An 18,878-nucleotide genomic window follows, 5' to 3' on the forward strand; every position below is an offset into this window, starting at 1 on the left:
AAGAGACAGGCGGCGGCGGGGGCGGCGATTAGGACAGTCGTACTTGCTTCAATTCGCGAATGCCGTCGTGATCGCCGAGGCCGCGCACGGTCTGCTCGCAGCGCCAGGCATTGCCGTCACGCTCGATCGAGAACAAATTGTAGGCCGCCGCCGGATAGTGCTTGCGCGCCAGCGCCGATGCCGACGGCACGCCGATCGCCGGGATCTTCCGCTCCGGGCCGTCGAACCACATCGTCGAATGGATGTGGTCGTGGCCATGCAGCACCAGCTCGACGCCGTGGCGCCTGAGCAGCGCGAGCAGCTGATGCGAATCGGTCAGGCGCTTGGCGCGGCCGTCGGAGTGCAGCGGGTGATGCACCAGGAGGACGCGGAAGGCGTCCTCCCGCGACAGCTGCGCGAGGATCGCATCAAGCGCATCGAGCTGGGGATGGCCGAGCCAGCCGGTCGCCATCAGCGGTGGCGTCGGCACCGCCGAGGAGACGCCGATCAGCGCCAGCGGCCCGCGGCGGCGCACGAACGGAAAATGCGTTGCCGCGCCGTCGGCGTCGCCGCGCAGATAGTCGCCGAAGTGACTGACGAAGCGATGCCGGGTCGCGCGCACATAGGCGTCGTGGTTGCCGGGGATCACGGTGACGTCGGCAGGCGAACCCACGCCCTCCAGCCATTGCCGGGCCGGATTGAACTCGGCATCCAGCGCCAGATTGACGAGGTCGCCGGTCACGGCGATATGGTCCGGCTGCTGCGCCTGCATGTCCGACACCAGCGCGTCGAGCACGTCGCGGCGGTGATATTTGTGACGGTTGCGCGTCCAGTTCAGGTAGCCGAAGGCGCGCTTGCCGGCCAGATCGCGCAGCCGCGCCGCCGGGAGCGGCGGCAAATGCGGGTCCGACAGATGCGCGAGGCGGAACGCCGCCATCATGCGATTCCCTTCGGATTGTCCGCGAAAAGTGGCCGGCAGTCGGTCATGTCGTGCTATCCCGAACGTCCTGCCCTGTATTGGCAAGAGCTGCGCAGGCGCGCAAGGATCAAAGCACGGATCAAACACCATGATGTCGAGGGTTCAGTGACGGTCCTGCTCGATTTACGCAAGCGCTACGAGCCGCAGATCAGATGGGTGTTTCATTTCTACTGGCGGCTGGTCCGCAGCATGACGCTCGGGGTCCGTGCCGTCGTGCTCGATGCCGACAACAGGGTGTTCCTGGTCAAGCACAGCTACGTCCACGGCTGGTATCTGCCTGGCGGCGGAGTCGAGGTCGGCGAAAGCTTTATCGAGTCGCTGCGGCGCGAATTGGAGGAGGAGGGGCGGATCGAACTCAAGGGCGAGCCGGCGCTGCACGGCATCTTCCACAACAGCCACGTCTCGCCGCGCGATCATGTCGCGGTCTACGTCGTCAGGAACTACCGGCAGGACCGCCTGCCGGAGCCGAATCGCGAGATCGTGGCCTGCGGCTTCTTCGACCCGGCTGATCTGCCTGACGAGACCACCCCCGGTACGCGGCTGCGGATCGCGGAGGTGCTCGAAGGCAGGCCGCCGACGGCGACATGGCGGTGATGGACCGCGCCCGCGCCAGATGCTATCCCGCGCCCCACAATGACCGAATTGTCCCTGACCATCCTGCCCGAGACCCCGAAAGACGCCCAGGCGATCGAGCGCCTGCACGAGCGCACCTTCGGGCCCGGCCGCTTCGTGCTCAGCGCCTACCGGCTGCGTGAGCATGTCGATCATCTGCTCGATGTCTCCTTCACGGCGCGGATCGGCACGCTGCTGGTCGGCTCGGTGCGCCAGTTGCCGATCACGATCGGCGATACGCCGGCGCTGATGCTCGGGCCGCTAACGGTCGAGCCGCCGTTCCGCAGCCGCGGCGTCGGCCGTGCGCTGCTCGAGCGTGCGATCAACGACGCCCGCGCCAAGGGCCACCGGCTGATCGTGCTGGTCGGCGACGAGCCATACTACGCGCGGGTCGGCTTCAAGCCGGTCCCGAAGGGGCAAATGACCATGCCCGGTCCGGTCGATTACAGTCGCCTGCTTGTCATGGAACTGGTCGACGGCGCGGCCGAGGGCGTGTCCGGGCCGATCCAGCCGGACTGGAGCAAGGCGATCTGACGTTCTCGCGAGCGTCGCCGGAACTGTTGCGCGCTATCGGAAACTAAAGCACAGTTGAGGCAAGCGCCGGGACAAGACCGGCGCATGTCATATCAACAGGGAGAGTGCGCGCCATGATCAAAGTCAGTGTGATGTATCCGAACAATCCAGGCGCACGCTTTGATCACGACTATTATCGCGACAAGCACATGCCGCTGGTGAAGGCGCGCCTCGGCGACGCATGCAAATACTACACAGTCGACAAGGGCATCGCCGGCGGCGCGCCGGGGCAACCTGCAACCTATGTCGGAATGTGCCACATCTTCTGCGACTCGGTTGAGGCCTTCGCGGCCGGCATGGGCAAGCACGCCCAGGAGATCTTGGGCGACATCCCGAACTACACCGATCAGCAGCCGGTGATCCAGATCAGCGAAGTCGTCGTCGGCCACTGATCGTCCGGACCGAGCAGGTTACGCAGCTCCCCTCAGAGACGCTCGTAGCCCGGATGGAGCGAAGCGAAATCCGGGATCAGTCTCACCGCGGGAGCAGTCCCCCCGGATTGCGCTGCGCTCCATCCGGGCTACGCGATCGCAAAATCCCTCTGCCGCTGGCGGCAGAGGGATACGCTTGTCTCAGAACTTCAGGTTGGCGAACGCCCGTATGCCGAGGCCCGGCATCAGCACCTCGTCCTTGGTATAGGAGACGGAGTTGCGGATGTTCTGGTTGAGCAGATTGTTGCCGACCAGACCAAGCGTCATCTCCCGCGCGCCGATCCATGACGAATTCAGCTTGGTGTTGTAGGTGATCTCCGCGTTCAAGAGATTGTAGCCCGCCGTCGGGGTCTCGCCGATGACGGCGATGTCGTTCTGCGCGAAGGCGTGCACCAGATTGATGCGGGTCAGCCAGTTGCTGTCGCGCCAATAGAAGCCGCCGCCAAGCCGCACCGGTGGAATCCGCGGCACGTTGCTGCCGTCGGTGAAGGTGGCGCGCACCACGTCGAACTGGTTCTCGATGCCCCAGATGCCGCCGTTGAGCGGGCCGATGTCGAACTGGCTCTGGAATTCGGCGCCGCGGAAGATCGCGTCACGCTGCGAATAAACCGCCTGCCGCGCCTCATTGTTGGGATCGCCATTGCCGCAGGAGTCGAAATCGTCGCCGCACATCACCCCGGTCAGGCGGCGATAGATGAAGTTGCTGAAGCGGGTGTAGTAGGCGGTGGCCTCGAAGCGGAACGGCCCGGTCGCCTTGCGCAGGCCGATCTCGACCGATTTCGCGGTCTCGATGGTCAGGTTCGGATTGCCGATGTCGAAGGTCGCGGTCGCATCATGCGCGCCGCGCGAGAACAGCTCCGCAGGCTTCGGCGCGCGTTCGACATATTGCGCGGTGATGCTGCCGACGAGATCGCCGGGCAGGTTCTGCAGCAGCCCGATGCTGCCGCTGACCGGCGTGTAGGACGGATTGCGTGCGATCGAGCTCTGCGGTGCACCGTCAGGCAGATAGTCCGCCGGGAAATTCGGCATCGATCCGTGCAGGTCGACATGCTCGATGCGGCCGGCGATTTGCGCCTTGGTCGAATCCGTGAACTTGAACTCGTTGAACACGTAACCGGCGACGCGGTTGTTGTTGTTCGGACTCCAAAGGCCGTTGAACAGCGAGGTCGGATCGTCCGGGCTCGGCGCGGTCAGCTCCTGATGCCCGGCCTGCATGCCGAACGCGGTCGTCACCGTGGCGAAGCGCGCGTTGAACGGCATCATCTGGACCTCGACGCGGGCTTCCTGCTCCTTGTTGGTGAAGGTCTGCCGGACGCCGTCGCTGAACGGGTCGGTCGGATCGGCGAGGCCGAGCTCGTTGTGGCGATAGTCGGTCGCGCCGACCCAGAACCGCACCGCGTCGATCGCAGCAGCATCGGGCCGGTACTCGCCCTTGACCGCGATCTTGGTCTGGTGCGCGTCGATCCGGGTCTGGTGGTCGGCGCCGTCGATGCCGGGGATATGGTAGAGCGAGTCGTTCTGGGTGATCGCCGCGCCGATATAGCCGCCCTGGAAGAAATAGGAGGCGCCGACCGACGCGCCGTCCGACTGCGTCGCGGAGTTCGGCTGGCGGCCGTTCACCGGCCGGGTCTGGTCGAACAGATACGGATAGCTCGGGATGCTGTAGTCGCTGGTCGAGCGGCCATAGACGTCGGCATGCACGGCGACATTGTTGCCGCCGGCGTCCAGCAGCATGCCGCCCTCGACGCCGCGATTGACCGAACTGACCGACGTGCGGGTCTCGACATTGAGGCAACCCGGCGCGCCGGCGTCGGCCAGCGGAGCCTTCACCGGCAATCCGTAGCTCTGGAACGGCGCCGCCGCGCAGGTCGGCATCGCATCGGGAATCCGGTTGTTGGTGGCGCTGACGACGCCGCCGATCGAGGTCGAGCCGTAGCGCAGCGCGGCCGGGCCGCGCACCACTTCGATCTGGTTGGTCGAGAGCGGATCGATCGGGACGAAATGATCCTCGCCGAGATCCGACACGCCGCCGCCGCCGAGACCGTTTTCGACGATGCCGACGCGATTGACGTCGAGGCCGCGGATGACCGGCCGGCTCGACGCGCCGGGCGCGAAGCTCGAGCCGGTGATGCCGGGCTTGGAGAACAGTAGATCGCCGAGCGTGGCGGCGCCGGAGCGCCGCAGTTCCTCGTTGGGTATCACGGTGACGGTGGCGAACTGATCGGTAACCACGGGTAGCACGCCCTGCTGCGGTGCCGGCGCGGGTGCCGCAGGCGCCGGTTGCACGGCCGCGGCGCGTTCGCGGTTGCGGCTCGGCGCGGCCCGGACAACATGGCTCGGCGTGCGCGTTGGCGCGGTCCGGTGCCGTTGGATCGGGCTCGGTGCCGTCACGGTGATGTCAGGGAGTTGTGTCGGCGTGTCGTCGGCCAGCGCATTGTGGCTCATCGCGCCCAGCAATAGCCAGCTCACGCTCCCGATGTGGAGTGCTCGTTTCTTCTGAAGTGTCATTGTCCCGATCCAGGCCCGTCGAAATGACGGATCGATTCCGATTTGCCCCGCTGGCGCAGGCCGCAAATGTGACGCGGCCGTCTGCTCAGGGCGTGCAGCAATCAGTCGATGTCAGGACAGGGGAGGTGCGCGGGAGTGGAAGGCCGCCGGCGCCGATTTCAGATGGGCGAATTCGGCATTGGTGGTGCGGAACAGAAGCTCGATGGCTTCCGGCAGCAACAGCACCGGCGGCGCCGTGAACAGCATGCTGCTCGCGAGCGAGATGACGGCGCAGATCGCGCAATTGTCGGCCGGATGCCGGTCGTTGTCGTGATTGGCGGGCTGTGGCGTCCCAGTCACCTGGACCGCGAGGTCCGGCGTCGCGGAGGTCCCGATATAGGCGAGATCGACCAGCGACAGCCCGGTCTGAACCGCGGGCGCCGCTTGCGCGGCCGCGATCGGATGGAAATGCCCGAACGACAGCATGAACTGGACGGCGAGCGCGAACAGCGCCAGCCGCGAGCCAGTCTTGATGTGTCGCCGGAACCACTGCATGCCGATAACGCCCACCCGTCGGGAGCGCATCAACACCCCAGCGCCCGATGTTACATTATAACATCGGATGGCATGCGCGATGTCAACCGGCGTTCAGACGAACCGTGTCGATGCGGTGCCTGTGTGTGCTTGATGCAACGCAGACGCGAGCCCGGCCGGGCTCAGCGTCCCTCGCGCAGCCATGTTGCCGCGAATGCGCCGAGCAACAGCAGCAGGCCGACCAGGCCGGCGAACATCGGCAGCACGCCGACACCCTTGACGACGCTGGCGTCGCGCATCTTGACGCCGAGCCAGCCGTCGCCGCGGAAGATCGAGGAGGAGCGCACCGGCACGACGCGCGGCATGTCGAGGCTCGAACCGTCGACGATGCGCCGTGCGTCGCCGCCGGTCGCCTGCGCCAGCGGCTTCAGCATCTCCGTGGTCGAGGTGACCTCCGAGAATTCCTTCGGGTTGGTCGGGCCGACATTGATCAGCGCCTTCAGCGTGCCGTCGGTGGCCTGCCACAGGCCGAGCTCGTTGGCGGGCAGCGTCGCGCGCCACTCACCGGGATCGCCGGCGGTGAGCGTCAGTTCGCGCGTGGTGCCGCTCGGCGACGTCACGGTGACCGGCGAGACGGTGTCGGCCATGGTCTGGCGCACCACCATGAGATCCTTGCCCTGCACCTGCATGCGCAGCGCCTCTTCGTCGAGGTCGGGCTGCTTCATCAGCCAGTGCGACACCCGCCGCAACAAATCGAGATGCGGGCCGCCGCCCTCGTAGCCGCGCGCCCACAGCCAGATGTGGTCGGAGAGCAGCAGCGCGACGCGGCCTTCGCCGAAGCGCGACAGCAGCAGCAGCGGCTTGCCGTCGGCGCCGGTCATGACCGGCGGATTGATCGCGTTGCGGGTATCGACGGTGCGGAAGAACCGGCTCCAATGCGGCGGCTCGGCATTCGAGCCTTCCAGCCCGCGCGTCACCGGATGGCGCTTACCGGCATCGCTCAGATGCGCGTAGAACGGCTTCTCGGTCACCCCGACCGGTTCGGCCGGCAGCACCGAGTCCAGCGGCGTGCGCCAGATGCTGGTGGTCGAGGCGTAGTCGGGGCCGGCGGACACCAGCACCGCGCCGCCGGCGCGAACGTAGCGCGCGATGTTGTCGAAATAGGCGATCGGCAGCACGCCCTGGCGGGCGTAGCGGTCGAAGATGATCAGCTGAAATTCGTTGATCTTCTGCTGGAACAGCTCGCGGGTCGGAAATGCGATCAGCGACAGCTCGTTGATCGGCGTGCCGTCCTGTTTCTCCGGCGGACGCAGAATGGTGAAGTGCACGAGATCGACGCTGGGGTCGGACTTCAAGAGGTTGCGCCAGGTGCGTTCGCCGGAATGCGGCTCGCCGGAAACCAGCAGCACGCGCAGCTTGTCGCGGACGCCGTCGATCGCGACCACGGCGCGGTTGTTGACCGGCGTCAGCTCGTTCTCGAGCGGAGAGGCCTCGATCTCGACGATGTTGGGTCCGGCGTGCTTGATGTCGATGTCGACGCTCGAGGTCTGGCCGCTGGTCAGCGTGCGCTCGTTGATCACTTCGCCGTCGCGGCGGATCGTGACCTTGGCGCGCTCGCCGGTGACGCCCTGGTCGTCGAGCCGGAAGGTGATGGTCTGGATCTGGCCGACGATGCCGAAGCGCGGCGCGGCAGTGATCGCGATGCGGCGGTCGCGCTCGTCCTTGCGGCCGGTGATCAGCGCGTGGACCGGCGCCTGGAAGCCGAGCGCCTGGGCGTTGGCCGGAATGTCATGCACGCGGCCATCGGTGATCATGAACGCGCCGGCGACGCGCTCGACCGGAACGTCCGACAGCGCCGACGTCAGCGCGCCGAACAGTTTTGTGCCATCGGTCTCGCCATCGGCCTGACCGGCCTCGACGACGCGGACCTCGAGGCCCTTGATCTGCTTCAGGCTGTCGACCAGCGCCTGCCGCGCCTTGTCGGTCTCCTGGTTGCGCGTGCCGAAATTCTGGCTCGGGCTCTTGTCGACCACGACGGCAGCGACCGAGGACAGCGGCTCGCGGTCCTCGCGGGTGAAGGAGGGATTGGCCAGTGCCAGTAGGATCAGCGCCAGCGCCGCGACCCGCACCGCGGCGCCACGCGCGCGCGACACCAGCAGCAGCACGGCGATGACGACGATCGCGCCGAGCGCGAGCCACAGCACGAGCGAAGGAACCAGCGGTGTGAACGCGATGCCGTAGTTCATATCATTGTCCCAGCCGCTCGATCAAAGCAGGCGCGTGCACCTGGTCGGCCTTGTAGTTGCCGGTCAGCGTGTACATCACGATGTTGACGCCGGCGCGGAAGGCGAATTCACGCTGGCGCGGCTCGCCCGGCGTCAGCGGCAGCATCGGCTGGCCGTCGGGGCGGATCGCCCAGGCACCGGCGAGGTCGTTCGACGTGATGATGATCGGCGAGACGCCGTCGCCGCCGCGTGCCGGGCGCTGTGCAGCCTCGTCGTCGTCCTCGCGCGGCAATGCCTCGACCCAGGTCTGGCCTGAGTTGAAGCGGCCGGGGAAGTCGCGCAGCAGATAGAATGTCTTGGTCAACACGTGCTCGCGCGGCACCGGCTCGAGCTCGGGCACATCGAGGGTCGACAGCAATTCGCGCAGCGTCTGCATGCCGGGCGTTTGCGATGAGCCGTTGTCGCCCGGCGGCGCCTCGACGGCGTCACGGGTATCGAAGATGACGGTGCCGCCCTGCTTCATGTAGGCGTCGATCTTGTTGATGGCGTCCTGCGGCGGCTTCGGCGCGCCCGGCACGATCGGCCAGTAGATCAAGGGGAAGAACGCCAGCTCGTCGCGCGCGGGATCGATGCCGACGGGATCGCCGGCCTCCAGCGCGGTGCGCTGTCCGAGGAACAGCGTCAGTCCGGACATCCCCGCCTTGACGATGGAATCGACGTCGGCATTGCCGGTGACGACATAGGCCAGCCGCGTTTGCGACACCGCCTTGATGGCGAAGTCGTCGCTGCTGGCGTTCTGCGCGCGGCTCGGCGAGGGCACCATCGTGGTCGCAAGGATGAAGGCCAAAACGAGCACGGCCGGTGCCGCGCGCCGCCGGATCAGCGCGGCGAGGCCGCCGCCGAGCATGGCGACCACGATCGCATCGAGCAGGAACAGCGCCAGCGCCGTCGACAGCATGATGCCGCGCAGATCGCGCGGCTCGGCGTTGGTGTAGCTCGCACGCGTCGCGCGCAGGGCCGAGGTGTCGAGCGGCGCGATGCGATCGGCGGAGGCGAGCGTGTTGACCGCGATCGGGCTCTCGACCGTGCCGTAGAAGCCGGGCGGATGGTCGGCGGTCCCGCGATCGCGATAGTCTGCCGACATCGGCTTGGCGCTCGAGGGCGGCGGGCCGAAGACGCCGAAGCCGTCGAGCGTGCGCAGCGGCGCAACGGTCTCGGCATTGGGATCGCTGGCGACGCCGGGGCCGGGCTTCGAGGTATAGCCGGACATGTCGATCAGCCGGCGCAGCATCTCGACGAAGGTGCCGGACATCGGCAGATCCGACCAGCGCATGTCGGCGCCGACATGGAACAGGCTGACCACGCCCTTGCCGCGACGCTCGCCGGTGACGAGCGGCGTGCCGTCCTCCAGCGAGGCCCAGCTCTTGGTCGAGAGCACGGCGTCGGGCTCGGCCAGCACCTGGCGGTTGACGGTGATATCCTTCGGCACGGTGAGGCCCGAGAACGGGCCATCGGCGGCGAACGAGGCCATGTGCTGCGGCTTCTCCCAGGTCAGGCTGCCGCCGAGCGTGCGTCCGCCGCGGCGCAGCTTGACGGGAACGAGGTCGTCATCGGCCTGGGCGAGACGTGGACCTGCGAAGCGCACCAGCACGCCGCCTTGCTCGATCCAGGCATTGAGCCGGTCGCGGATCTCCGGCGACAGCGTGCCGACATCGGCCATCACGATCATCGGCAGCCGCTGGTCGAGGAATTGTCCGATCACCTGCTGCGGCGCACCGCGATCGCCGAGCCTGACATCGGCGAATGGCGACAGCGCGCGGGAGAGATAGAAGGTCGACGCCAGGAGCGGCTGCGCGGTGTCGTTGCTCGCACCCGAGACCACGCCGATGGCGCGGCGGCGCCAGCGCCGGTCGAGCAGCTGCACGGCGCCGGCCGAATGCTCGCCGGAGATTTCGAGTCGTGCGATGTCATTGCGCAACTCGACCGGAAGATCGAAGGCGGCTTCGGTCTCGCGATCCTGCGGTCCGAATGTGTAGCGGGCCTCGCCGATCGGCGAGCCCTTGGCGTCGACCGCGCGCACCGTTCCCGCCGCGATGCCGGTCTCGGTGCGCAGCACCTTCACCGTCATCTTGGCGGCGGCGTTCTCGGCCGCGACCAGCGCCTGCGCCGACTGCGCTCCGCCCGCATAGATCGTCAGATTGCGGCTCTCGATCACCTTGCCGAGCCCCTCGGTGAATTCGCTGCCGCGGCCGGTGTCGACACCGTCGGACAGCCAGGCGATGTCGCAGTCGCCGGTCGATTTGAGGAAACGTTCCAGCGCGCTGAGGGTTTCAACCCGATCGATCGAGTAGGGCTTTGGCGCGAGCTGGCGCAGCGCGACGCGCGCGGCGCCGGCCGGCATCAGCGTGATGTCGCGCGCGGGCTCGGACAGCGGCACCAGCGCGACACCGCGACGGTCGCTGTCGGCGTTGGCGACCAGTTCGTCCGCGGCCCTGATCCGCGCATCCCAGCTCGAGGCCGCGCTCCAGCCGTCGTCGAGCAGGATCACCAGCGGCAATTTACCGGCGGCGACGCCGGTCTGCGGATTCCAGATCGGGCCGGCGGCGGCGAAGATGACGAGCGCGGCGGCGGCGAGCCGCAGCAGCGTCAGCCACCACGGCGTGCGCGACGGCGTCTCCTCCTTGGGCGCGATGTCGAACAATAGCCGCGTCGGCGGGAATTCGATCCGGCGCGGCCGCGGCGGCATCACGCGCAAGAGCCACCACAGCACCGGCAGGCTGACCAGTCCCAGCAGCAGCAGCGGTTCGGCAAAGGAGAGGGGGAGGCCTGCGATCATGCGCTGCGTCCCGCCTTGACTGTTGAGCGACCACCGCCCTTGCTCACCATCATGCCGGCATGCAGGAACAACAGCAGCTCGGCCGCGGAGCGGCTGGTGGTGTGGGTCGAGAACAGCCAGTCGAGCCGGTTGGTCTCATTGCGGATCTGGTCGCGATGCAGCGCGACGCGCGCGACATAGTCGTTCGCCCAGCTTTCCGCGCGGCCTGCGGTGATGACGCTGCCGGCCTCCGGCTCGACAAATTCGACACGGCCGGAATAAGGGAAGGTCTCTTCGGCCGGATCGACGACCTGGATCGCGGCGCCGTGCGCGCCGGAGGAGGAAAGCCCGGCCAGCATCGCCGTGATTTCTGCTATCGGCGACCAGAAATCCGACAACACGACGACTTCGGCCAGCGACGACGGCACGAAGGACGGCGGCAGGCTCGCGCGCGTCTTCTCGTCGTGCAACATCGCTTCGGCCATCTTGTCGATCACGTTGAGGCTTGCGGTCGGGTTCATCAGGCCGGGAATGCCGACGCGTTCTCCGCCCGCAACGAGCAACTCGGCGAGCGCGAAGGCTACGATCAGTCCGCGCTCCAGCTTGCTGTCGCGCGCCTCGCGCGAGGCAAAGGCCATTGACGGCGAGCGGTCGGGCCAGATCCACACCGTGTGCGCGGCTTCCCACTCCTGCTCGCGGACATAGAGATGGTCGTCGCGTGCCGAGCGGCGCCAGTCGACGCGCTGCGACGGCTCGCCGGAGACGAAGCGGCGGTATTGCCAGAAATTCTCGCCCGAGCCGGCGCGGCGGCGGCCGTGCAGGCCATGGATGACGTTGGCGGCGACACGGCGGGCCTCAAGCACCAGACGCGGCAGCGACGCGGCGAGCGTTCGGCTTTCGCCATCGGCACGTCGAACCGCAAGGATCTCCTCGTTCTGGTGCCTGTTGTCTGCGGCCATCAACCGATCCGGGTCTTCAGTTGCTTGATCACGTCGGGAATGGTGCGGCCCTCGGCGCGCGCCGAGAAGGTCAGCGCCATGCGGTGCTTGAGCACGGGCTCGGCGAGATCGAGCACATCGTCGATCGACGGCGCGAGTCTTCCATCGAGCAATGCACGGGCACGCACCGCGAGCATCAAGGCCTGGCTGGCGCGGGGACCCGGTCCCCATGCGATCAGCTTGCCGGCCTCGCCGCCCTCGGTGCCGGGACGCGCGGCGCGGACCAGCGTCAGGATCGCCTCGACCACGGAATCGCCGACCGGCAGGCGGCGCACCAGGCGTTGCGCGGTGAGCAGCGTCTCGGCGTCCATCGACGGCTTGGCCGCCGCCTCTTCGGCGCCGGTGGTTTCGAACAGGATGCGCCGCTCGGCGTCGCGATCAGGATAGTCGACGTCGATTTCCATCAGGAAGCGGTCGAGCTGCGCTTCGGGCAGCGGGTAGGTGCCTTCCTGCTCGAGCGGGTTCTGCGTCGCGAGCACGTGGAATGGTTTTGGCAAATCATGCCGCGCGCCGGCAATGGTGATGTGCTGCTCCTGCATGGCTTGCAGCAGCGCCGACTGGGTGCGCGGGCTGGCGCGGTTGATCTCGTCGGCCATCAGCAGCTGCGCGAACACGGGACCTGCGATGAAGCGGAACGAACGCTTGCCGGCCGAGCTCTCGTCGAGCACTTCGGCGCCGAGAATATCCGACGGCATCAGGTCGGGGGTGAACTGAATGCGCTTGGCATCGAGGCCGAGCGTGACGCCAAGCGTTTCGACCAGCTTGGTCTTGGCGAGGCCGGGCACGCCGATCAACAGCGCGTGGCCGCCGGACAGGATCGTCACCAGGGTGTTTTCGATCACCTGCTCCTGGCCGAAGATGACGGTGGAGACCGCTTCCTTGGCGGCCTTGATCTGCCCCGCGACCTGCTCGGCCGAACGGACGATCACATCCTCCAGTTTCTCGACGCTGTCTGCACCAGCCATTCGATCCGCTCCTTCTTGACGATGCGCGCACATTGGCGCGGCGTCATCTGTCGCCATCATCTGTCGTCATCTTGGCCCTCATGCTAAACCTGAGCGAAGGCCATGTATTCGTTGAATTAAACTATCCCCACCTTATCGGTGTTTCAGGGTATGAACGGCATCACGATGTGGCGAGAATGACATCCCGACCACATCTCAGGATATGTGCACCAAACGTGCCAGATTGAAGGTAGGAAACCTTAAGGCAAACAATGGCGAAGCAAGGGCAGAGCGATTCCGGCAGGGAAACTACGGGCCTCGGGAGCAAGGGTCTCGAAGGGCTCACCACGGCCGCAAATCAAGCTGCGACATCGGGTCCGGCCGGACGCAAGGGCCTGCCGCCGGTTCACCTGTGGAATCCGCCATTCTGCGGCGATCTCGACATGCGAATCGCGCCTGACGGCACCTGGTTCTACATGGGAACGCCGATCGGCCGCCCCGCGCTGGTGCGGCTGTTCTCCACCATCCTGAAGCGTGAGGACGGCAAGCACTTTCTCGTGACACCGGTGGAGAAGGTCGGCATCCGCGTCGACGACGCGCCGTTCCTTGCCGTGGAAATGCAGACCGGGGAAGACGCGCGCGGCCGCCTGCTCAGGTTCCGCACCAATGTCGACGATTGGGTCGATTGCGAGAAAGGCCACGGCCTCAGATTCGAGGCGGCCGAGGATGGCGGATTGACGCCCTATCTGCACGTTCGCGCCGATTTGTGGGCCAAGGTCACCCGCGCGCTCTATTACGATCTGGTTGACATGGGCGAGCAGCGGATGGTCGATGGTCAAGAGATGTTCGGCATCGAGTCCGGCGGCGAGTTCTTCGCGATGGCCGATGCCAGTCAGGTGAGGGACGCACTTTGAACGAGCCGTTGCTGAAGGTGGAGCCGGCGACGATCAGCTCGACGGAATTCTTCGCGCGGGCCCGCACGCGGCTCACTTTCGATGTGCCGCCGGGCCTGGTCGATCCGCATATCATTCCGCGCACCGGAGACTCCGGCAACGACCGCATGCTCGAGATCGTGGCGCAGGAGCAGCCGGTGCGGCCGGCCGCGGTGCTGATCCCGGTGGTCGATCACCCCGAGCCGACCGTGCTGTTGACGCAGCGCTCGCCCAATCTGTCGAGCCATGCCGGCCAGATCTCGTTTCCCGGCGGCAAGATCGACGCCACCGACGCCTCGCCGCTCGATGCCGCGCTGCGCGAGGCCTGCGAGGAAGTCGGGCTGAAGCGGGAATTCATCGACCCGGTCGGCTATCTCGACCTTTATGGTACCGCGTTCGGCTTCCGCATCCTGCCGACGGTCGCCAAGGTGAAGCCGGGATTCACGCTTGCGATCAACGAGGCGGAGGTGGTCGATGCGTTCGAGGTGCCGCTCGCCTTCCTGATGAATCCCGAGAATCATCAGATCCACACCAAGGAATTCCGCGGCATGGACCGGTCCTATTACGCGATGCCGTTCGCCGAGCGCTACATCTGGGGCGCGACCGCGGGCATCCTGCGCGTGTTGTATGAGCGGATCTATCTGTCATGATCCGCACGGTATTGACCGAGATCGGAATCTTTCTGGTCCCGTTCGCGGTCTATGCCATCTTCCTCATCGCGACGCGGTCCGGCGTGACGCTGCCGGCGTCATGGCCGCTCGACATGCTGGCGAAGCTGACGCTGGTGGCGCTGGTGATGGTGATCGTGAGCTTCGTGCTGCTGGCCGAATTGACCGGCGCGCCGCCGAACTCGACCTACGTTCCCGCCCATATCGAGAACGGCAAGCTGGTGCCGGGAGTTGAGAAATGAGCGAGGTGCGCCTGTTGTCCGACGCGCCATGGCTCGCTTCCGGGCCCGCGGCGCACGTGCTCGGCCTGCTCAATGCCGACGGCGAGGAAGCGCGGGTGATCGGCGGGGCCGTGCGCAACGCCCTGATGCAGATTCCGCTCGCCGACATCGACATCGCCACCACGGCGCTGCCGGAGGAGGTGATCCGCCGCGCCAAGCGAGCGGGCATCAAGAGCGTGCCGACCGGCATCGAGCACGGCACGGTGACCCTGGTCGTCGACAGCCAGCCCTTCGAGGTGACGACGCTGCGCGAGGATACCGAGACCTATGGCCGCAAGGCCAGGGTGGCGTTCGGGCGCGACTGGGTGCGCGACGCCGAGCGGCGCGACTTCACCATCAACGGCCTGTCAGTCGACGCCTCGGGCGTCGTGCATGATCACGTCGGCGGTCTCGCCGACATCGAAGCGAGGTGCGTGCGCTTCATCGGCGATCCCGCGCAGCGGATTGCCGAGGACTATCTGCGCATCCTGCGCTTCTTCCGTTTCCATGCCGCCTATGGCGCGGGCGAGGTCGATCGCGCCGGCTATCTCGCCTGCGTCAGTGGGCGCGCCGGATTGGCCGGCCTCTCGGCCGAGCGGATTCGCATGGAGATGCTCAAGCTCGTGGTCGCGAACGGCGCCGCGAGTGCGGTGGTCGCGATGAGTGACGGCGGCTTGCTGCAGCCGCTGTTCGGCGGCGTCGCCTATACCGGCCCGTTCGCGGCGATGATCGAGATCGAGCAACTGATGAAGCTGGCGCCGAGCGCGATGCGAAGGCTGGCTGCGCTGACGGTCGCCGTCACCGAGGACGCGCGGCGTATCGCCAGCCGGCTGCGGCTCTCCAATGCCGAAGCCAAGGCGCTCGATTCGATGGGCCATCGCTGGTGGCGCTTGCCCGGCATGGACGAGGCCCATGCCAAGCGCAGGCTCTACCGGCTCGACGAGGAGCCCTATCGCGACCGGTTGCTGCTCGCCTGGGCGCGCACCGGCGCGGGCCAGGATGTCGATCAATGGCGCGCGCTCGCCACGCTGCCAGAGCGCTGGCGCGCGCCTCACTTTCCCTTGAGGGCGTCGGATTTCGTCGCGCGCGGCATTGCCGAGGGACCGGCACTGGGGCATGTACTGACCCTGGCCGAGGATGCTTGGCTAGCCGCGGATTTCCCGCTCGATCCGCAGGTGTTGTCTGGCATCGCCGACCAGACCGTTTCCCGCTTCACCCGCGATCATCGGCTTTGAATTTCCTCTCCGGCTTCGCAGATATCTCGCTCCTTCAAATTCTGCTTGTCGCAGCCGTTGCGCTGTTTGCTTCCGTGATCGGTGGTCTTGCCGGCTATGGCACCGGCGCCCTGATGCCGCTGGTGCTGGTGCCGATGGTCGGCGCCGAGCCGGTCGTGCCGATCATCGCGATCTCGTCGATCTTCACCAATTCCAGCCGCTTCGTCGCCTTTGTCAGGTTTGCCGACCGCCGCAAGGCATTCATCGTGATCGCGGCGGCGCTGTTCTCCACGGCGCTCGGCGCCTACGGCTATACAAGGCTGACCAGCGCCGGCGCGTCGCTCGTGATCGGGGGCATGCTGATCCTCAGCGTGCCGCTCAGGCGGCTGTTGCGCAAGCACAGCGTCAGGATCGGTGAGCGGGGCCTTGCGGCCGGTGCCGTCGGTTATGGCGTCGTGGTCGGCGGCACCGCGGGCTCGGGCGTCATCCTGCTGTCGCTGCTGATGGCGGCGGGGCTCGAAGGCGCCGCCGTGGTTGCGACCGATGCGGTGATTTCGCTGACAAGTGCCGCGGTCAAGATTTCGGTGTTCGGCTTGACCGGCGTCATTACCGCGCAGGTACTGGCGCTTGCGCTGCTGATCGGCCTGGTCGCCATTCCCGGCGCGTTCCTGGCCAAGGCCTTTGTCGAGCGGATGCCGGTGCATATCCACACCGCGATCCTCGATGCCGCCGTGGTCACCGGCGGCGTGGTGATGATTGCATGCGCGCTGCGCGTACTCTGACGGGAAGCGGAGGCGATGCTGCCGGCACCTGCCAGTCAGCATCGCGCCAACGGATCTCACGCCGCCTTGCGCTTCTTCTTGCGGTCGCCGTCGTCGTCTTCTTCCTCGTCGTCCTCGTCTTCGTCGTCTTCCTCTTCATCGTCCTCCGGATCGAGCTCGGTCGATTCGAGTGCGACGAGCGGCAAGGTTTCGCGAAACAGGTCGCCGTCCGTGCCCATCCACAGACACGCGACCTTGTCCTCGTCGATTTCGACGACCGTGATCGGATGGCCGCCGGACTTCAGCATGACGACATCGCCTGGTTTCAGTTCCATGATTTTCCCTCCGCGCTGGATGACGCGGGCAGCAGGCTAGCGACCGGTGATGACAGTCAAATCACGGCCGGCGCCAGCTTGAATGGAATTGACGTGGAAAACGGCCGCGATGCGCTATCTGCGCGCGGCAGGAACCAGTTCGCTCAGCGAGCGGATGATGCGGTCGGGCTTGATGGTCGATCCCGGCGGCAGCCCGACACCGTGCACGTCCATCCAGATCGCATAGATGCCAAGCCGCTGCGGCGCCACGACTTCCCACTCGAGATTGTCGCCGATCATCCAGGTGTCGGATGCGGTGACGCCGAGCGCTTCCATCGCGTGCAGGTAGGCGCGCTCCTCCGGCTTGCCGAAGCCGTGCTCGCCCTCGATCTGGATGTGATCGAAGCGATGGCCGAGCGCGAAGCGCTCGACCTTGGCGCGCTGCATGTCCGCGGCGCCGTTGGTGACCAGCGCGAGCTTGATGCCGAGCGCCTTCAACGCATCGATCGCTTCATGCGCGCCGGGGAAGACGAACATCTCCTCCTCGCGATAGGCGGTGAAGCGATCGGCGATGCGGTCCGCGAGATCGTCCGGCAGCGCGCGGTGACCGGCTGCCACGAGCGCCGCGAAACCGCCCTTCACGGTCAGCCGCCGCGCCTCGCCGAGCTTGATCCGCCAGATCGGCTCGGCGGTCGACCAGAATTGCCGCGCATAGGCCAACAGCGCCGTCGCGACCTGATCCGGGGGCAGGGGCGCCAGCTCCGCGGCGAACTCCGTGGTGATCGTGTTCCAGGCGATCTCGGGGCGTCCATAGGCCGACAGGATGGTGTCGTCCATGTCGATCAGCATCGCGCGCGGCAGGTTCATCAGGGCCATTTCACCTCCGGCGGCAGCGACGACAGGATTGAATCCACATTGCCGCCGGTCTTCAGGCCGAAGATGGTGCCGCGATCATAGAGCAGGTTGAACTCGACATAGCGACCGCGGCGGACCAGCTGCTCGTCGCGGTCCTCCGCGCTCCAGGCGGCCGCGAAATTGCGCCGCACCAGGTCGGGATAGATCTTCAGGAAGCTGCGCCCGACGTCCTGGGTGAAGGCGAGATCGGCCTCCCAGTCGCCGCTGTCGTGCCAGTCATAGAAGATGCCGCCGATGCCGCGCGCTTCCTTGCGGTGCGGCAGGTAGAAATAGGCGTCGCACCATTTCTTGTACTTGTCGTAGTCGGCGACGCCGTTCGGCCTACTGCACGCCTCCTTCATCGCGGCGTGGAAGGCGACCGTGTCGGGGTCCTCCTGGGTGCGCCGGCGGTTCAGCACCGGCGTCAGGTCGGCGCCGCCGCCGAACCAGGCCTTGGTGGTGACGACGAAGCGGGTGTTCATGTGCACGGCGGGCACGTTCGGATTGCGCAGATGCGCGATCAGCGAAATGCCCGAGGCCCAAAAGCGTGGGTCATCGGCGGCACCGGGAATCTGCGCGCGGAATTCGGGAGCGAACTCGCCGTGCACGGTCGAGCAGTGCACGCCGACCTTTTCGAACAGCCGGCCCTTCATGATCGACATCACGCCGCCGCCGCCCGGCTTGCCGGTGTGGTCGGTGCGGTCCCAGGGGGTCCGCGCGAACCGGCCGGCGGCGCCGGGATAAAGCCTGGATGGGGCGTCATCCTCGAGCTTCTCGAAGGCCGCGCAGATGTCGTTGCGCAGCGCCTCGAACCAGCCGCGCGCACGCGCCTTGCGGTCCTCGATGATGGCGGGGTCTGTTGGCAGCATGACTAACCTTGCGGGCCGAAGTATGTGCAGCTCTCGTTGCAGCTGTCGCGATGGACGCTGACGCGGCTCAGCTTGCCTGCGTGTTGCAGCCGCTCCCAGATGAAGCGCGACAGATTCTCCAGTGTCGGCACGCCGATCGCCTCGATCTTGTTGAGGAACTTATGGTCGAGCGTCTTCTGCACCTCGGCCATCGCGCGTTCGAGCAGGCCGAGATCGATCACCATGCCGGTTTTCGGGTCGGGCGTGCCGCGCACCGTGACTTCGGCGCGGAAGGAGTGGCCGTGAATCTCCTCGCTGGCGGTGCCAAATGTCGTTCCGGACAGCGCATGCGCAGCCTCGAACCGAAACGCTTTCGTCAATTCCCACATCTCGTTCAACAATCCGATTCT

General features: G+C 66.6%; 19 protein-coding genes. 8 read left to right on the forward strand and 11 right to left on the reverse strand.

Annotated features, from left to right (window positions below; all coding sequences use genetic code 11):
* Positions 1-28 precede the first annotated feature (28 nt).
* Positions 29-916: a metallophosphoesterase family protein gene (locus AC1VNY_RS29035; RefSeq protein WP_028338622.1), complete on the reverse strand. Its 888-nt coding sequence runs from the start codon at positions 914-916 to the stop codon at positions 29-31.
* Positions 917-1,063: 147 nt separating this feature from the next.
* On the opposite strand from AC1VNY_RS29035, the gene AC1VNY_RS29040 reads away from it, so the two are divergent.
* From AC1VNY_RS29040 to AC1VNY_RS29050, 3 genes are all read left to right on the forward strand, one after another.
* A complete protein-coding gene (locus AC1VNY_RS29040) occupies positions 1,064-1,552 on the forward strand; it encodes an NUDIX domain-containing protein (protein WP_482407758.1) in 489 nt (162 codons plus the stop codon).
* Positions 1,553-1,591: 39 nt separating this feature from the next.
* Complete coding sequence (locus AC1VNY_RS29045) at positions 1,592-2,104, forward strand: GNAT family N-acetyltransferase (RefSeq protein WP_028338623.1); 513 nt, start codon at positions 1,592-1,594, stop codon at positions 2,102-2,104.
* A gap of 113 nt (positions 2,105-2,217) precedes the next feature.
* Positions 2,218-2,535, forward strand: coding sequence for an EthD family reductase (locus AC1VNY_RS29050; RefSeq protein ID WP_038386021.1), 318 nt, complete (start codon positions 2,218-2,220; stop codon positions 2,533-2,535).
* A gap of 180 nt (positions 2,536-2,715) precedes the next feature.
* Here the strand turns inward: AC1VNY_RS29050 and AC1VNY_RS29055 are convergent, their stop codons facing one another.
* The 6 genes from AC1VNY_RS29055 to AC1VNY_RS29080 all read right to left on the reverse strand — a co-directional run bounded on the left by AC1VNY_RS29055 (position 2,716) and on the right by AC1VNY_RS29080 (position 12,598).
* Positions 2,716-5,082: a TonB-dependent receptor gene (locus tag AC1VNY_RS29055; RefSeq protein ID WP_482407759.1), complete on the reverse strand. Its 2,367-nt coding sequence runs from the start codon at positions 5,080-5,082 to the stop codon at positions 2,716-2,718.
* A gap of 111 nt (positions 5,083-5,193) precedes the next feature.
* A complete protein-coding gene (locus AC1VNY_RS29060; protein ID WP_304494580.1) occupies positions 5,194-5,646 on the reverse strand; it encodes a DUF2946 family protein in 453 nt (150 codons plus the stop codon).
* 131 nt (positions 5,647-5,777) lie between these two features.
* Positions 5,778-7,841 carry a hypothetical protein gene (locus AC1VNY_RS29065; protein ID WP_482407760.1) on the reverse strand — a complete coding sequence of 688 codons (2,064 nt, stop codon included), beginning with the start codon at positions 7,839-7,841 and terminating at the stop codon, positions 5,778-5,780.
* 1 nt (position 7,842) lies between these two features.
* On the reverse strand, positions 7,843-10,653 hold the full coding sequence (locus tag AC1VNY_RS29070) for a DUF4159 domain-containing protein (RefSeq protein WP_482407788.1): 2,811 nt from the start codon (positions 10,651-10,653) through the stop codon (positions 7,843-7,845).
* Positions 10,653-11,594 (reverse strand): DUF58 domain-containing protein, encoded by a 942-nt coding sequence (locus AC1VNY_RS29075; RefSeq protein WP_482407761.1) that lies wholly within the window; start codon positions 11,592-11,594, stop codon positions 10,653-10,655. Before AC1VNY_RS29075 ends, AC1VNY_RS29070 begins: the two co-directional genes overlap by 1 nt.
* The gene (locus tag AC1VNY_RS29080; protein WP_038386028.1) at positions 11,594-12,598 is read right to left on the reverse strand and encodes an AAA family ATPase; all 1,005 of its coding nucleotides are present in this window, start codon (positions 12,596-12,598) and stop codon (positions 11,594-11,596) included. Before AC1VNY_RS29080 ends, AC1VNY_RS29075 begins: the two co-directional genes overlap by 1 nt.
* A 251-nt stretch (positions 12,599-12,849) precedes the next feature.
* Here AC1VNY_RS29080 and AC1VNY_RS29085 point away from each other — a divergent pair, with 251 nt between their 5' ends.
* From AC1VNY_RS29085 to AC1VNY_RS29105, 5 genes are read left to right on the forward strand one after another with little or no spacing between them, the layout of a single operon-like run.
* The gene (locus AC1VNY_RS29085; RefSeq protein WP_016839726.1) at positions 12,850-13,491 is read left to right on the forward strand and encodes a DUF1285 domain-containing protein; all 642 of its coding nucleotides are present in this window, start codon (positions 12,850-12,852) and stop codon (positions 13,489-13,491) included.
* A 32-nt stretch (positions 13,492-13,523) separates the two neighbouring features.
* Entirely contained in the window at positions 13,524-14,159 is a 636-nt protein-coding gene (locus AC1VNY_RS29090) for a CoA pyrophosphatase (protein WP_371852161.1), read from the forward strand.
* A complete protein-coding gene (locus AC1VNY_RS29095) occupies positions 14,156-14,419 on the forward strand; it encodes a DUF6111 family protein (protein ID WP_028338631.1) in 264 nt (87 codons plus the stop codon). Before AC1VNY_RS29090 ends, AC1VNY_RS29095 begins: the two co-directional genes overlap by 4 nt.
* A complete protein-coding gene (locus AC1VNY_RS29100; protein WP_482407762.1) occupies positions 14,416-15,672 on the forward strand; it encodes a CCA tRNA nucleotidyltransferase in 1,257 nt (418 codons plus the stop codon). The genes AC1VNY_RS29095 and AC1VNY_RS29100 overlap by 4 nt, the downstream gene beginning before the upstream one ends.
* The gene (locus AC1VNY_RS29105) at positions 15,669-16,433 is read left to right on the forward strand and encodes a TSUP family transporter (protein ID WP_482407763.1); all 765 of its coding nucleotides are present in this window, start codon (positions 15,669-15,671) and stop codon (positions 16,431-16,433) included. Before AC1VNY_RS29100 ends, AC1VNY_RS29105 begins: the two co-directional genes overlap by 4 nt.
* Before the next feature lie 56 nt (positions 16,434-16,489).
* Here AC1VNY_RS29105 and AC1VNY_RS29110 read toward each other — a convergent pair whose 3' ends face one another.
* The 4 genes from AC1VNY_RS29110 to AC1VNY_RS29125 form a co-directional block, all read right to left on the reverse strand.
* Positions 16,490-16,747 (reverse strand): YodC family protein, encoded by a 258-nt coding sequence (locus AC1VNY_RS29110; RefSeq protein ID WP_482407764.1) that lies wholly within the window; start codon positions 16,745-16,747, stop codon positions 16,490-16,492.
* A 114-nt stretch (positions 16,748-16,861) separates the two neighbouring features.
* A complete protein-coding gene (locus AC1VNY_RS29115) occupies positions 16,862-17,602 on the reverse strand; it encodes an HAD family hydrolase (protein ID WP_482407765.1) in 741 nt (246 codons plus the stop codon).
* Positions 17,593-18,489 (reverse strand): oxygen-dependent coproporphyrinogen oxidase, encoded by an 897-nt coding sequence (hemF, locus tag AC1VNY_RS29120; RefSeq protein ID WP_482407766.1) that lies wholly within the window; start codon positions 18,487-18,489, stop codon positions 17,593-17,595. Before hemF ends, AC1VNY_RS29115 begins: the two co-directional genes overlap by 10 nt.
* 2 nt (positions 18,490-18,491) lie before the next feature.
* Positions 18,492-18,857: a 6-pyruvoyl trahydropterin synthase family protein gene (locus tag AC1VNY_RS29125; protein WP_028338637.1), complete on the reverse strand. Its 366-nt coding sequence runs from the start codon at positions 18,855-18,857 to the stop codon at positions 18,492-18,494.
* Positions 18,858-18,878 lie beyond the last annotated feature (21 nt).

It is taken from the genome of Bradyrhizobium ferriligni (genome assembly GCF_056837965.1).

Excerpts from the sequence above, each read along its gene's own strand:
- AC1VNY_RS29035 (WP_028338622.1), bottom strand. The coding sequence starts at position 916 with ATGGCGGCGTTCCGCCTCGCGCATCTGTCGGACCCGCATTTGCCGCCG.
- AC1VNY_RS29045 (WP_028338623.1), top strand. The coding sequence starts at position 1,592 with ATGACCGAATTGTCCCTGACCATCCTGCCCGAGACCCCGAAAGACGCC.
- AC1VNY_RS29050 (WP_038386021.1), top strand. The coding sequence starts at position 2,218 with ATGATCAAAGTCAGTGTGATGTATCCGAACAATCCAGGCGCACGCTTT.
- AC1VNY_RS29055 (WP_482407759.1), bottom strand. The coding sequence starts at position 5,082 with ATGACACTTCAGAAGAAACGAGCACTCCACATCGGGAGCGTGAGCTGG.
- AC1VNY_RS29060 (WP_304494580.1), bottom strand. The coding sequence starts at position 5,646 with ATGCGCTCCCGACGGGTGGGCGTTATCGGCATGCAGTGGTTCCGGCGA.
- AC1VNY_RS29065 (WP_482407760.1), bottom strand. The coding sequence starts at position 7,841 with ATGAACTACGGCATCGCGTTCACACCGCTGGTTCCTTCGCTCGTGCTG.
- AC1VNY_RS29075 (WP_482407761.1), bottom strand. The coding sequence starts at position 11,594 with ATGGCCGCAGACAACAGGCACCAGAACGAGGAGATCCTTGCGGTTCGA.
- AC1VNY_RS29080 (WP_038386028.1), bottom strand. The coding sequence starts at position 12,598 with ATGGCTGGTGCAGACAGCGTCGAGAAACTGGAGGATGTGATCGTCCGT.
- AC1VNY_RS29085 (WP_016839726.1), top strand. The coding sequence starts at position 12,850 with ATGGCGAAGCAAGGGCAGAGCGATTCCGGCAGGGAAACTACGGGCCTC.
- AC1VNY_RS29095 (WP_028338631.1), top strand. The coding sequence starts at position 14,156 with ATGATCCGCACGGTATTGACCGAGATCGGAATCTTTCTGGTCCCGTTC.
- AC1VNY_RS29100 (WP_482407762.1), top strand. The coding sequence starts at position 14,416 with ATGAGCGAGGTGCGCCTGTTGTCCGACGCGCCATGGCTCGCTTCCGGG.
- AC1VNY_RS29110 (WP_482407764.1), bottom strand. The coding sequence starts at position 16,747 with ATGGAACTGAAACCAGGCGATGTCGTCATGCTGAAGTCCGGCGGCCAT.
- AC1VNY_RS29115 (WP_482407765.1), bottom strand. The coding sequence starts at position 17,602 with ATGGCCCTGATGAACCTGCCGCGCGCGATGCTGATCGACATGGACGAC.
- hemF (WP_482407766.1), bottom strand. The coding sequence starts at position 18,489 with ATGCTGCCAACAGACCCCGCCATCATCGAGGACCGCAAGGCGCGTGCG.
- AC1VNY_RS29125 (WP_028338637.1), bottom strand. The coding sequence starts at position 18,857 with ATGTGGGAATTGACGAAAGCGTTTCGGTTCGAGGCTGCGCATGCGCTG.